The 12,982-nt window shown below is 61.1% G+C and carries 13 protein-coding genes; 7 read left to right on the top strand and 6 right to left on the bottom strand.

The annotated features are described in order from the left end of the window. The coding region (locus WLY71_RS26075) for a TonB-dependent receptor family protein (protein WP_347805840.1) at positions 1–2,012 on the top strand (2,012 nt) is incomplete at its 5' end. A 101-nt stretch (positions 2,013–2,113) separates the two neighbouring features. Here the strand turns inward: WLY71_RS26075 and WLY71_RS26070 are convergent. Continuing rightward, a complete protein-coding gene (locus WLY71_RS26070) occupies positions 2,114–3,265 on the bottom strand; it encodes an MFS transporter (RefSeq protein ID WP_347805839.1) in 1,152 nt (383 codons plus the stop codon). 94 nt (positions 3,266–3,359) lie between these two features. Between WLY71_RS26070 and WLY71_RS26065 the strand changes: the two genes are divergently transcribed. Then, on the top strand, positions 3,360–3,644 hold the full coding sequence (locus WLY71_RS26065) for a helix-turn-helix domain-containing protein (RefSeq protein ID WP_425589966.1): 285 nt from the start codon (positions 3,360–3,362) through the stop codon (positions 3,642–3,644). 44 nt (positions 3,645–3,688) lie between these two features. Then, complete coding sequence (locus tag WLY71_RS26060; RefSeq protein WP_347805838.1) at positions 3,689–4,681, top strand: diaminopimelate epimerase; 993 nt, start codon at positions 3,689–3,691, stop codon at positions 4,679–4,681. Positions 4,682–4,793: 112 nt separating this feature from the next. Here WLY71_RS26060 and codA read toward each other — a convergent pair whose 3' ends face one another. The 5 genes from codA to WLY71_RS26035 form a co-directional block, all read right to left on the bottom strand. Next, entirely contained in the window at positions 4,794–6,041 is a 1,248-nt protein-coding gene (gene codA / locus WLY71_RS26055; protein ID WP_347805837.1) for a cytosine deaminase, read from the bottom strand. Positions 6,042–6,054: 13 nt separating this feature from the next. Continuing rightward, the gene (codB, locus tag WLY71_RS26050; protein WP_347805836.1) at positions 6,055–7,326 is read right to left on the bottom strand and encodes a cytosine permease; all 1,272 of its coding nucleotides are present in this window, start codon (positions 7,324–7,326) and stop codon (positions 6,055–6,057) included. A gap of 264 nt (positions 7,327–7,590) precedes the next feature. Next, positions 7,591–8,421 (bottom strand): alpha/beta fold hydrolase, encoded by an 831-nt coding sequence (locus WLY71_RS26045; protein WP_347805835.1) that lies wholly within the window; start codon positions 8,419–8,421, stop codon positions 7,591–7,593. Positions 8,422–8,635: 214 nt separating this feature from the next. Further along, positions 8,636–8,992 (bottom strand): 6-carboxytetrahydropterin synthase QueD, encoded by a 357-nt coding sequence (gene queD, locus WLY71_RS26040; RefSeq protein WP_059405420.1) that lies wholly within the window; start codon positions 8,990–8,992, stop codon positions 8,636–8,638. Positions 8,993–9,086: 94 nt separating this feature from the next. After that, on the bottom strand, positions 9,087–10,166 hold the full coding sequence (locus WLY71_RS26035; protein WP_283181029.1) for a patatin-like phospholipase family protein: 1,080 nt from the start codon (positions 10,164–10,166) through the stop codon (positions 9,087–9,089). A 227-nt stretch (positions 10,167–10,393) separates the two neighbouring features. Between WLY71_RS26035 and WLY71_RS26030 the strand changes: the two genes are divergently transcribed. From WLY71_RS26030 to WLY71_RS26015, 4 genes are all read left to right on the top strand, one after another. Then, the gene (locus WLY71_RS26030; RefSeq protein WP_347805834.1) at positions 10,394–10,702 is read left to right on the top strand and encodes a PepSY domain-containing protein; all 309 of its coding nucleotides are present in this window, start codon (positions 10,394–10,396) and stop codon (positions 10,700–10,702) included. After that, positions 10,702–11,025 (top strand): PepSY domain-containing protein, encoded by a 324-nt coding sequence (locus WLY71_RS26025; protein ID WP_347805833.1) that lies wholly within the window; start codon positions 10,702–10,704, stop codon positions 11,023–11,025. Before WLY71_RS26030 ends, WLY71_RS26025 begins: the two co-directional genes overlap by 1 nt. 3 nt (positions 11,026–11,028) lie before the next feature. After that, positions 11,029–11,697, top strand: a complete 669-nt coding sequence (locus WLY71_RS26020) for a response regulator transcription factor (protein WP_347805832.1) — start codon at positions 11,029–11,031, stop codon at positions 11,695–11,697. Further along, on the top strand, positions 11,694–12,982 hold a 1,289-nt coding region (locus WLY71_RS26015; RefSeq protein WP_347805831.1), incomplete at its 3' end, for a sensor histidine kinase. The genes WLY71_RS26020 and WLY71_RS26015, both read left to right, overlap by 4 nt.

Below are 12,982 nucleotides of genomic sequence, written 5' to 3'. Positions count from 1 at the left end.
ACCACCCCGGCGCGCGTACGGTGATTCGCCGCGAGGCAATGGTCGAGCAGGGCGCGATGAACGTCGGCGACGTGCTGAAGCGCGTGCCCGGTGTGCAAGTGCAAGAGGCCAACGGCACCGGCGGCAGCGACATTTCCCTGAACGTCGGCGTGCGCGGCCTGACTTCGCGCCTGTCGCCACGCTCCACCGTGCTGATTGACGGCGTGCCGGCAGCGTTCGCCCCGTACGGCCAGCCGCAGTTGTCCATGGCGCCGATTTCCTCCGGCAACCTTGACAGCATCGACGTGGTTCGCGGCGCCGGCTCCGTGCGTTACGGGCCACAGAACGTCGGTGGCGTGATCAATTTCGTCACTCGCGCGATTCCGGAAAAAGCCACCGGTGAAATCGGCTCGACCCTGGAAACCTCCCAGCACGGTGGCTGGAAGCACATCGACACGGCGTTTCTCGGCGGCACCGCGGACAACGGCATCGGCATGGCGCTGCTGTACTCGGGCGTGAACGGCAACGGTTACCGTGAACGCAACAACGGCAATGACATCGACGACGTGATCCTCAAGACCCACTGGGCACCCACCGATGTGGACGATTTCAGCCTCAACTTTCACTACTACGACGCCAGCGCCGACATGCCCGGCGGCCTGACGCAGGCGCAGTACGACGCCGATCCGTTCCAGTCCGACCGCAACAACGACAACTTCAGCGGCCGCCGCAAGGACGTCTCGTTCAAGTGGGCACGGCAGATCGACGATCGCACCCAGGCCGAAGTGCTGACCTACTATTCCGACAGCTTCCGTGGCAGCAACATCGCCGCTCGCGATCAGAAAACCCTCGGCTCGTTCCCGCGTACTTACTACACCTTCGGGATTGAACCGCGGGTGTCCCGTGTGTTTGATGTCGGCCCGACCACCCAGGAAGTCAGTGTCGGTTATCGCTACCTCAAGGAAGGCATGCACGAAGAGGCGAGCCGCCTGGCGCTGGTCAACAACGAGCCGGTCGCGACCAAGAGCTCGGACGGCCATGTCTATCAGGACCGCACCGGTGGCACTGAAGCCAACTCGGTGTACGTCGATAACAAAATCGACGTCGGCAACTGGACCATCACCCCCGGCATCCGCTTTGAACACATCAGCACCGACTGGCACGACCGCCCGGTGCTCGACACCGCCGGCAAACCGGTGCTGGAAAAGAACCGCAGCATCGAAAGCAACGAGCCGCTGCCGGCCCTGAGCGTGATGTACCACGTGTCGGAGGAGTGGAAGCTGTTCGCCAACTACGAAACCTCGTTCGGCAGCCTGCAGTATTTCCAGCTCGGCCAGGGTGGCACGGGTGACGAACCGGCCAATGGCCTGGAACCGGAAAAGGCCAAGACCTACGAGGTCGGCACGCGCTACAACAATGATGTGTGGGGCGGGGAAGTAACGCTGTTCTACATTGACTTCGATAAAGAGCTGCAATACATCAGCAACGATGCGGGCTGGACCAACCTCGGCGCGACCACGCACCAGGGCCTCGAAGCCTCGGTGCACTACGACATGGCGGCACTGGACCCACGGCTCGACGGCTTGACCGCCAATGCCGGTTTCACCTACACGCGCGCCGTTTATGAAGGCGAGATCCCGGGCTTCAAGGGCCGTGACCTACCGTTCTATTCTCGTCAGGTGGCGACTGCCGGCCTGCGTTACGACATCAATCGCTGGACCTACAACCTCGATGCCTTTGCCCAGTCCAAGCAGCGCTCGCCGGGCGTGGCTGTGAACGCTGATGGCAGTTTCAGCGGCAACTACATCACCGAAGGCACCGCGGACGGCCAGTACGGCGACATCCCGGGTTACGTCACCTGGAACGTGCGCGGCGGTTATGACTTCGGCGCGACGCTTTCGAACCTGAAAGTCGGCGCCGGGGTGAAGAATATTTTCGACAAGCAGTACTTCACCCGCTCCAGCGACAACAACTCGGGGATGTACGTTGGCGCACCGCGCACGTTCTTTGTGCAGGCCAGCGTCGGGTTCTGATAGACCGAGTTGCCCTCATCGTCGGATCGCCGCCCGGAGCAAGCTCGCTCCCACAAGGTTTTGTGTGATCCCTGTGGGAGCGAGCTTGCTCGCGATGCTTTTCAGACCTTCAACACCTTCCCGCCAATGGCCACCGCCACTAGCAACACCGCCATCAACCCGAAGGCAAAACTCAAACTGCTGCCATGGGCGATAAACCCGATCAACGCAGGCCCCGCAAGAATGCCCGCGTAGCCCAACGTGGTAATGGCCGGCACGGCGACGCTTTCGGGCATCACCGTCTGTTTGCCCACTGAGGTGTACAGCACCGGCACTATGTTCGAACAACCAGCCCCCAACATTGCATAACCCACCAGCGCCGCTTCCCAACTCGGGGCGAAGGTCGCCACAAACAGGCCCGCCGCGGCCGTCAACCCACCGAACACAATCACCCGCGTAGCGCCGAGACGACGCACGATCGAATCGCCGGTCAAACGTCCGACGGTCATGGTCAACGCAAACGCCGCGTAACCCAGTCCCGCATAAGCGGTATCGATTCCGCGCTCCTGCGCCAGGAACACCGCGCTCCAGTCGAGCGCCGCGCCTTCGGCGAGGAACACGATGAAACACATCCCGCCGATGAACAGCACGATGCCATGGGGAACGGCAAACGCCGGCCCCGAACTTTCGCTGCCGTAAGGCAAGAGGTGCGGCGCGGCCTTGGCCAGGGCGATCAGCAGCATCACGATCACCACCAGCGTCGCCCCCAGTGGTGAAACCCCGAAGCCGAGCAGGGCACTGACACCCGCCGCACCGACAATACCGCCGAGGCTGAACAACCCATGGAAGCCCGACATCATGGTCTTGCCGCTGGCCCGTTCGACGATCACCGCTTGCAGGTTCACCGTCGAATCCACCGTGCCCAGCCCCGCGCCGAACATGAACAACGCGGCAATCAACGCCGGAATCGACGTCACCGTCGCCAATAGCGGCAGGGCCGCACAAATCAGCAACACCCCGGCGCTCACCACCCGGCGACAGCCGAAACGCGTGGCCAGAAGCCCCGCCATCGGCATCGCCAGAATCGACCCCACCCCCAGGCACAACAGCAGCAAACCGAGCGTCCCTTCATCCAGCCCGGCCCGAGCCTTGGCGTAGGGCACCAGCGGCGCCCACGCAGCGATGCCGAAACCGGCAATGAAAAAGGCGATGCGCGTGGACATCTGTTCCAGGCGTCCGGGAACAAATGCGGTTTGAGTGTTGAGGTTGGTCATATCAATCCTTGGCAAAAAACGTCGCGTACCCAAGGGACAGTGACTCATCGGTGAGGGTTCGATCAGCGTCCGCCCAGGTTCGCGGTCAGGCAGGGTGACATCCTTGCACAGCCTGACCCTCCATCGCGAGCGCGGGTGTCAGTGCCGTTCGCACAATCCGCGCAGGTGTTCGTCGCGCACCGTCAGCGAAACCGGTTTCACCTTCAGCCAATGGCGCCGGCGCGCACGGTTGTTGCGCGCGCTGGAACGGTTGGCGGCAGCGGTGCCGGTGACGACGATTGCGCTGGAACTGGGTTATGAAAACGTCAGCGCGTTTATTGCGATGTTTCGACGAACGTTCGGGGTGACGCCGGGGCGGTATTTCATCGCCGGACATTGACGCCTAAAGTACAGGCACTTACTGGCTGATTTCAGGACCGATCCATGACGCCGTACTACGATGCTCGAGGCAATATCTATGCGGTTATGGCGCCTGACGCCGTGCGCCGGGGAGGTATCGATCTACCCGAGCAGGCCAGTCTCGCTGCGCAAACCCGTGCGGCATGGACTGTTTCGGCTATCGAGGCCTTCTGTGACTGGGCCCCCGGCACACAACCGCCAGGCAGCAAGGATCATCGTTGCGACGGTTTGCTGGTCGGTCCGTTTCAAACGTCGCCACCGTTTGACCTGCTGATCGTCAACACCGACGGCACGCTCGCCGAGCGCAGTGGCAACGGGCTGACGATTTTCTCTCAGGCCCTGAGTGAGCAAGGGCTGCTGCCGAGGGACGAGGTTTGTTTGCTCAGGGTTCATCACGATAAGACTGATGCGGTTTCACCGGTGGGCACTTCGGTGAAACCGGCCGAGATCGAGGGTGTGAAAGGGTTCTGGCTGGATCTGGGCAAACCCTCGTTCGGGCCTGACGCGGTGGGGGCTAAAGGGGTTGAAAGCGTGCTGTTGAACGGTCGCGACGTCAGCCATGTGCAGCCGTTGTCGGCGCTCGATCCCGCATGGTCTCAAAGCCAGTTTGTGCGCATCGGCAATCCACATTGTGTGACGCTTGTAGAGAGCGCGGATGTATTGCCGAGCAATGAGCAAATGCGCGAACTGCGGTTGTCCAAAGGGCTGACGCGTATCGCTTACGCCATGCCGACCGGGGCAGGGGAGCCGTGTCCTGCTGGCGTCAATCTGCAATGGGCGATGCTTGAGTCTGAAGGGCGAGTTGTCGCGCGGGTATTTGAACGCGGAGAAGGGCCGACGGCGTCGTCGGGCACCAGCGCCAGTGCGGTGGCTTGCGCAGCATGGCGGGTGGGTTGGGTCACGGCTGGCGAAGTGAAAGTCGTCATGCCCGGGGGCACGGCGCCGATTTTGCTTGAAGAAGAGTCGGGGGAGTTGAGTCGGGTCAGTCTGTTTGGTACGGCTCGGTTAATGGGTTGATCATCCGATTGCCTTCGCGAGCAGGCTCGCTCCCACAGGAAATTTGTGAACGACACAGATCCAATGTGGGAGCGAGCCTGCTCGCGAAGGCGTCAGCCCAGCCAACGCAAATTCAGCTCTGATCGCCGAAGAACTCCACCACCGGCATCTGCCGCTTCATCAACACCTTGCCATCGCGCACCGAATACAGCGGCAGGCCCTGGCTGCGGATCACCTCGTAATCGCTGTCCGCCGACAGAATCAGCAAATTCGCCGGCCGCCCGCGTTCCAGTCCGTAACGATCACCCAAATTCATGGCCTTGGCGCTGTTGTCGGTGACCAGGTCCAGCGCGCTTTGCAGGTTGCGGTAACCGAGCATGTGGCAGATGTGCAGGCCGGCTTCGAGCACCCGCAAGATATTGCCGTTGCCCAGCGGATACCACGGGTCGACGATCGAATCCTGGCCGAAACACACGTTCATCCCGGCTTCGAGCAGCTCGTTGACACGGGTCACGCCACGGCGTTTCGGGAAGTTGTCGAAGCGCCCTTGCAGGTGAATGCTTTCGGTGGGGCAGGAGACAAAACTGATCCCCGAATGCCCGAGCAGGCGAAACAGTTTGGCGCAGTAAGCGTTGTCGTAAGAGCCCATCGCCGTGGTGTGACTGGCGGTCACTCGCGAGCCCATGTCGCGGCTGCGGGCTTCTTCAGCCAGCACCTCAAGAAAGCGTGAGTGCGGGTCGTCGGTTTCATCGCAATGCACGTCCACCAGGCAACCGGTGCGCTCGGCCAGGTCCATCAGGAATTTAACTGAACTCACGCCTTGATCGCGGGTGTACTCGAAATGCGGAATACCGCCGACCACATCGGCACCCATGCGGATCGCTTCTTCCATCAGCTCGCGACCGTTGCGGTACGACTCGATGCCTTCCTGCGGGAACGCAACGATCTGCATGTCGATCAGGTGACGGCTTTCCTCGCGCACTTCGAGCATCGCCTTAAGCGCGGTCAGCTGCGGGTCGGTGACGTCGACGTGGGTACGCACGTGCTGGATGCCGTGGGCGGCGAGGGTCTGGATGGTTTTCTTGGCGCGGGTTTTGGTGTCCTCTTCGGTGATGGTCACCTTGCGCTCGCCCCAGCATTCGATGCCTTCGAACAGCGTGCCGCTCATGTTCCAGCGCGGTTCGCCGGCGGTGAGCGTGGCGTCGAGGTGAATGTGCGGCTCGACGAAGGGTGGCACTACCAGGTTGCCGCCGGCGTCCAGATCATCGGGGCCCAGGGTCGGCGCTTCGGTCTGTCGGGCGATGTTGCTGATCTGGCCGTTTTCCAGGTGCAACTCATGCAGGCCATCTTGGTTGCGCAGGCGGGCGTTGATGATGTGCATCAGGCGAATCCTTTTATAGATCTTGTAATGGTGCGTTGGCAGTACGGGCACCCAGCACGCCGGTCAATAGCACATACGTTAACGCGGCAGCGGCAATCCCTACCAGCGGCGCGACCCACGGTGAACTGAACGCAGCAACGGTGCCGACTGCGTAGGCGCCCAGGCCAGACCAATTGAACGCCGGCAACCGGGCATCGGCCAGACGTGGATATTGACATCGATAGCGGTAGAAGAAGTCCGCCATGATCACGCCGCCAATCGGCGGAATCACAGTGCCCAGCAAAATCAGGTAGGGCACCAGCATGTCGTACATGCCCAGCAGTGCCAGCAACGTGCCGATCACCGCGCCCGCCAGGGTCACGGTCTTGCGACGGCCGGTGCGCAGCAGGTTGCAACCGGCGACGGCGAAGTTGTAGATGGTGTTGTCCTGGGTGCTCCAGATATTGAGCAGCAGCATCGCCATTGCCGCCATGGCGAAGCCTTGCAGCAGCAACACTTCGACCACGTCCGGTTGTTGGTAAACGATGGCTCCGTAAGCGCCGATCAACACCATCAGGCCGTTGCCGATGAAGAAGCCGATCAGGCTCGCCAGCACCGCGACGCGTGCTGAACGGGAGAAACGCGTCCAGTTGGTCGCCTGGGTTGCGCCGCTGACAAAGGTGCCAAATACCAGGGTAATCGCGGTCGACCAATCCAGTGTTCCCGTCGGGACTACCGCGAGCAAACCGTCGAGCCCGCCGACCTTCACCGTGGCGACCCACATCGACAGCATCAGCAGCAACATCATGGCCGGTACGGCGATGTACGACAGAATCTCCAAGCCGCGATAACCGACATACGCGGTCGCGCAAAACACCAGGCCGAACAGCACCATCAGCCCGAGAACGGTGCCCTCGCTCAACTCAAAATACTTGCCCAGCACCACGGCGGCAGTGGCTGTGCCCCAGGCGTACCAGCCGATCTGGGTAAAACCGAGGATCAGGTCGCTGAGCTTGCTGCCCACTTCACCGAAACAAAAGCGCCCCATCAGCACCGAGTTCAGGCCGCTCTTGAAGGCGATGTAGCCAAGGCCTGCGGCGTAGATCCCCAGCAGCAGATTGCCGACGATAATCACCGCCATCATCTCGCCGAAATTGAACGCCACACCCAGCTTGCCGCCGGCAAACATGGTGGCGGTAAAAAAGGTGAAACCCAGCAGCACCATGGCCGTTGAGGCCAGGCCTTTGCGGGCGTGCATCGGGACTTCGCTGAGGGGGTAATCGTTGCCGGGATCGTTCTGCGTCATGTGGCGTTCCTCGCTGAATGGGTGACGCGGGGGAGTGTTGCAGTGGTCGTGCCAAGCGTGGGGTGGTGTAGTTATTTATAGCCGAGCGGGGGAATTTGGCTTGAGGAAGGCTCGATAGCGGTGCGGCAAACGGAAACAGAACCCATGTGGGAGCGAGCTTGCTCCGGGCGGCGTTCCGACGATGGCTGCCTGACAGTCACCTTGATGTTGGATGTGCTGCCGTCATCGCGAGCAAGCTCGCTCCCACAGGGGATGTTGGTTTCTTCAGGGGGATTTGTGTTGCGGCAGAAACCTCAGCAACGCCGCGACGATCGCTTCCGGCGCATCTTCCTGAACCAGATGCCCGGCATTCGGAATCGCCTGAAACCGCGACCCCGGAATCATCTGATGCAACGCCTGCCCGCGCTCGATGGGAATCCACTGATCATCTTCCCCCCACAGAATCTGCACCGGACAACGAATTGTCGGGTACAGCCCTTCGGCCTCACGGGTATAACGCTCATCCATCTGCGCGATCTGCCGATAGAACGCCGCTTGCCCCGGATCGCCGAGCCACGGCTGCACGTAAGGCGCGAGTTCATGATCAGGAATTTCGCGCTTGATCGCCCCGCGAATATAGGTCGGCACAATCGCCCGCTGAATGTAATCGGGCAGGCCACTGAATGCCGCCTCATGCTGACGCACATGCTGCACAAACGGCGAACCCCAGGGCGTCAGCGCCACTGGATCAATCAGCGTCAGGCTGCGGTAGTCCTTGCCGTTCAGCAGGTGAGCACGCAGAGCGGTGGCGCCGCCGAAGTCGTGAGCGACGATGTCTGGTCGCTCCAGACCCCAGTGATCGAGCAAGTGAGCCAACAGGTCGTTCTGCACACCCAGTGACACATCGCCCTCGATTTTCTCCGATAGCCCATAACCCAACAGATCAAAGTAATGCACCCGATGCGTGGTGATGAAGTGCGGCGCAATCCGGTGCCACACATAAGAAGAGAAGGGCGTGCCATGCACGAACACCAATGGCGGACCGTCACCCCGTACGGCGTAGCGAACGGAGCGACCGTTGAAGCGATAGGTCTGAGGCAGCGGCCAGTCAGTCATTGGGGGTGTCCTCTTGGCGTGTGGGAGCCAAAAGCATAGGCATAAAAAAACAGCCATTGAAGGCTGTTTTTATATTCACTGACGAAACGCATTACCCCCTGTGGGAGCGAGCTTGCTCGCGATGGCGGCGGCACATTCGACATCAAGGTGACTGAAAGACCGCTATCGCGAGCAAGCTCGCTCCCACAGGGATTTTGTTGTCTTTAAGATTTGATTACTCACCGTGATAGATACAGCCGCTGGTGCACGTCTCGTGGATGCGGATCGCGCTGAGTTCCGGCAGCAGAGGCTTCAATTCCTTCCAGATGAATTTGGCCAGGACTTCACTGGTCGGATTTTCCAGGCCAGGAATGTCGTTCAGGTAGTTATGGTCCAGGCGCTCATAGAGCGGCTTGAAGATCGCCTTGATTTCCGAGAAATCGCGGATCCAGCCCGTGTGCGGATCGAGGTCGCCGCTCAGGTGGATCGCCACTTTGAACGAGTGACCGTGCAGGCGGCCGCACTTGTGGCCGTCCGGTACGTGGGGCAGGCGGTGGGCGGATTCGAAGGTAAACTCTTTGAAAATTTCCACAGTGGTTTCAGCTCTGTCAGGTGGCGATCGCCGCGGCGATGTGGGCAGGCGGCGAGTTTAACAGTTTGCGTTTGGCGTTGCGGGAAAACACTGACTAAAGGGTCAGCAAGCGCTCCCCGAGGCGACCGCTGGCAGCCAGTTCGAGGAACTCATCGCCCATACGACGGCTTTCATCCATCGTCGTGCGCCAGTATTTCTGCCGGCTCGGGGCATCGCCCATGAAGCGTTTGAAGTCGTTGCGGTCCGGGAGTTTGCCGTAGGGCAGGCGCGCCAGGTAATCCTTCGACGGCGCCAGCAACAGGACATCCTGCAAGCGCGCAGGACACGCGCGGCGCCATGGCAGGGTCTTGTCGAACCAGCCGGGAATGACCCGGTCGGTAAAGTGCGGATAGAGCACGATGTCGTTGCCGCTGTAGGGCAGGTCGAGGTGATAGTCCAGCAGACCGCCATCGCGAAACGTCCCGGCACCGGCCCCCGGCAAATCACGCACGCCTTCCATCACCATCGGGATCGAGCCTGACGCGAGCAAGGCCTGGCGCAGGTTGCCGGCATTCAGCGCAACGAAGCGCGAGGGGAAATCGTTGAGTGCATTGACCGGCGGTGCCAGACGCGGATCGTGAATGATCAGCCGCTCGAAATGCCGCGACAGCCGTGCCCGGCCCCGCAGGTTGTCGGCGATCACCGATGACAGGCCCAGTCCCAGTCGGCCGCGATGATCGTCCGCCAACAAGCCGTGGCTTTTGACCACCATGATGTTCAGTCGGTAATGAGCGTTGTCCAGAATCGAGGCGTCGCGGCCGTCGAGCAGGTCATCGAGCATGCGCCGGGAGCTCTGGCTGATCTGCGCCATGGTCACGCCCTTGGCGAAGTTTTGCTCGGTGTAGAGGTGACCGAGGCGGCGGATGCCTTCGGCGGCATCCGGTAGACAAGCGCTGGCGAAGCGCCAGGAACCCACCGACGCACCGATCAACGAGCGCTCTCGCGGTGCCGCCGGCAGCCATTCACCGAACAACGCCAGGTCCAGACCTTGAATCCCCAACGCCTTGGGACCACCGGCGGCACCTGGCAGTGTGCCGACATCGGCGGCGCTCAAACCGTTTTCACGGATGCGCGCCAAGGCGCGAGGGCCGGCCTTGAGAGTCAGCGAGGGGAACTTGATGTGGATAGCGGTCATACCGGTCTCGAATGCAGGCAAGCGGGGGATTATGTGGGAGCGGGCTTGCTCGCGAAAGCGGTGTATCAGTCGATATTAATGCTGGCTGACACACCGCCTTCGCGAGCAAGCCCGCTCCCACAGGGTTTTGTGTTGTCATGACCAATGATGGCAATTCAGTTTCAATTAAGTTCGCCCCGTTAAGGTGCACTCCGTAGGCAACACATAAAAAAATACGGAGACACCCCATGAAAACCCTGACTGCCCTGTTCACCGCGTCCATCATCGGCATGACCGCCAGCATCGCCCACGCTCGCGACCTCGGTCCCGACGAAGCCCTGAGACTGCGCGACGCTGGTACCATTGTGTCTTTCGAGAAGCTCAACGCCACCGCTCTGACCAAACACCCTGGTGCCACCATCACCGAAACCGAGCTGGAAGAAGAGTACGGCAAGTACATCTATCAGGTGGAATTGCGCGACCCTCAGGGCATTGAGTGGGACCTGGAATTGGACGCTGTCAGCGGGCAGATTCTCAAGGATCATCAGGATACGTAATGAAGGTGTTTTCTTTTTCACAGCGGTGCACGAGCGGTCGAATGGCTCTGGCGCTTCTGGCTTTTTGCTCGGTGGTCATGGCCCGCGACCTGGATCAGGACGAAGCCCTGCGCCTGCGTCAACAGGGCGTGATCCTGCCGCTGGAGCAGCTGTTGCAGCAAGCGCTGGACCGCTACCCCGGGGCCAAACTGCTGGAAGCCGAGCTTGAAGAGAAACATGACGTCTACATTTATGAAGTCGAGTTGCTGACCACCGAAGGTCTGGTCCGCGAACTGGACCTCGACGCCACCACCGGCCAGTTACTGAAAGACAAGGAAGATTGATCGATGCGTTTGCTTCTGGTGGAAGACCATGTGCCGCTGGCCGACGAATTGATGGCCGGCCTCAATCGGCAGGGGTACGCCGTGGACTGGCTGGCCGACGGTCGCGATGCGGTGTATCAGGGCAGCAGCGAGCCTTATGACCTGATCATCCTCGACCTCGGCCTGCCGGGTTTGCCAGGGCTCGACGTGCTGACGCAATGGCGGGCCGGTGGCCTGGCCACGCCAGTGCTGATCCTCACCGCCCGTGATTCCTGGGCCGAACGGATCGAAGGCCTCAAGGCCGGCGCCGACGATTACCTGACCAAACCCTTCCACCCCGAAGAGCTGCACTTGCGAGTCCAGGCGCTGTTACGCCGCTCCCATGGCCATGCCAACCAGCCGACGCTCAAGTCTGCCGGACTGCACCTGGACGAAGGCCGTCAATGCGTGACCCGCGACGGCGCCGACATCCAGCTCACCGCCGCTGAATTCCGCCTGCTGCGTTATTTCATGCTGCACCCCGAGCAGATTCTTTCCAAAAGCCACCTGGCCGAACACCTCTATGACGGAGAAACCGAGCGCGATTCCAACGTGCTCGAAGTCCACGTCAACCACCTGCGGCGCAAACTCGGGCGAAGCGTCATCGAAACCCGTCGCGGCCAGGGTTACCTGTTCGGCGGACAAGCCCAGTGAGGTCGATCCAGCGCCGCTTGAGCCTGGGGCTGATCAGCGTGATGGTGATCGTCGGCCTGGTGCTGGCGCAGACCAGCCTGTGGCTGTTCGAAATGGGTTTGCAGCGCTACCTCGAAGCCGGGCTGCGCAACGACAGCGAAAACCTGCTGGTGGCGCTGGTGCGTGGGCCGCAGGGTTTGCAGCTGGATGAGCGACACCTGTCGCCGGCCTATCAGCGACCGTTTTCCGGGCATTACTTCCGCATCGATTTTGCCGACAGCCATTGGCGCTCCCGTTCACTGTGGGATCAGGAACTGCCGCGCCTCGACCATGCCGGTCTGCACAGCAACCTGCAATTGGGGCCGGAAGGGCAGCAATTACTGGTGCTGCGTTCAGACTATCGACGGCTCGGCCAATCGATTTCCATCAGCGTGGCCCAGGATTACACGCCGGTGCGCGAGAGTTTCCAGCGCATGCGTCAAGTCGGATTGGGCCTTGGGCTGGCGGGACTGCTGCTGATTCTGCTGCTGCAACGGATTACCGTGCGCCGCGCCTTGCGCCCGCTGGAAAAGGCGCGAGAACAAATCGCCCAGTTGCAGCAGGGTCAGCGCTCGCAACTCGATGATCAGGTTCCCGTAGAGCTTGAACCGCTGGTGGCGCAGATCAACCATTTGCTGGCGCACACCGAAGACAGCCTCAAGCGTTCGCGCAATGCGCTGGGCAACCTCGGCCACGCCTTGAAAACCCCGCTGGCGGTGTTGTTGAGCCTGGCCTCAAGCGAGAAGCTCGATACGCAGCCGGAACTGCGCAAGGTCATTAAGGCGCAGCTGGAACAGGTCCAGCAGCGACTCAATCGCGAACTCAATCGCGCACGGTTATCCGGCGATGCATTGCCGGGGGCGCTGTTTGATTGCGATGCTGAATTGCCTGGGTTACTGGCGACTTTGAACATGATTCATGGTGAGCATCTTGATCTCAGCTACCGTGCACCGGCCGGTTTACAACTGCCTTGGGATCGCGAGGACTTGCTCGAACTACTCGGTAACCTGCTGGACAACGCCTGCAAGTGGGCGGACGCCGAGGTTCGGATGAGCGTGGTCGAGACGGCCGAAGGGTTTGAGTTAAGCGTGGAAGACGATGGGCCGGGGATTCCGGAAAACCAGCGCGATCAGGTGTTCAGCCGGGGTACTCGGCTTGATGAACAGATGGATGGGCATGGGTTGGGATTGGGGATTGTGCGGGACATCGTCGATACGTGGGGCGGGGTGTTGCGGTTGGAGGAAAGTGAGTGGGGCGGGTTGAAGGT

The sequence above is a fragment of the Pseudomonas rossensis genome, assembly GCF_039888995.1.
Taxonomy (GTDB): Bacteria; Pseudomonadota; Gammaproteobacteria; order Pseudomonadales; family Pseudomonadaceae; genus Aquipseudomonas; species Aquipseudomonas rossensis.
The sequence above is the reverse complement of the archived record's forward strand: the minus strand, read 5'-3'. Positions and strand labels throughout refer to the sequence as shown.

Bases quoted from the DNA above. Each gene is read 5' to 3' on its own strand.
- WLY71_RS26070 (WP_347805839.1), bottom strand. From the start codon at position 3,265: ATGACCAACCTCAACACTCAAACCGCATTTGTTCCCGGACGCCTGGAA.
- WLY71_RS26060 (WP_347805838.1), top strand. From the start codon at position 3,689: ATGACGCCGTACTACGATGCTCGAGGCAATATCTATGCGGTTATGGCG.
- codA (WP_347805837.1), bottom strand. From the start codon at position 6,041: ATGCACATCATCAACGCCCGCCTGCGCAACCAAGATGGCCTGCATGAG.
- codB (WP_347805836.1), bottom strand. From the start codon at position 7,326: ATGACGCAGAACGATCCCGGCAACGATTACCCCCTCAGCGAAGTCCCG.
- WLY71_RS26045 (WP_347805835.1), bottom strand. From the start codon at position 8,421: ATGACTGACTGGCCGCTGCCTCAGACCTATCGCTTCAACGGTCGCTCC.
- WLY71_RS26035 (WP_283181029.1), bottom strand. From the start codon at position 10,166: ATGACCGCTATCCACATCAAGTTCCCCTCGCTGACTCTCAAGGCCGGC.
- WLY71_RS26030 (WP_347805834.1), top strand. From the start codon at position 10,394: ATGAAAACCCTGACTGCCCTGTTCACCGCGTCCATCATCGGCATGACC.
- WLY71_RS26025 (WP_347805833.1), top strand. From the start codon at position 10,702: ATGAAGGTGTTTTCTTTTTCACAGCGGTGCACGAGCGGTCGAATGGCT.
- WLY71_RS26020 (WP_347805832.1), top strand. From the start codon at position 11,029: ATGCGTTTGCTTCTGGTGGAAGACCATGTGCCGCTGGCCGACGAATTG.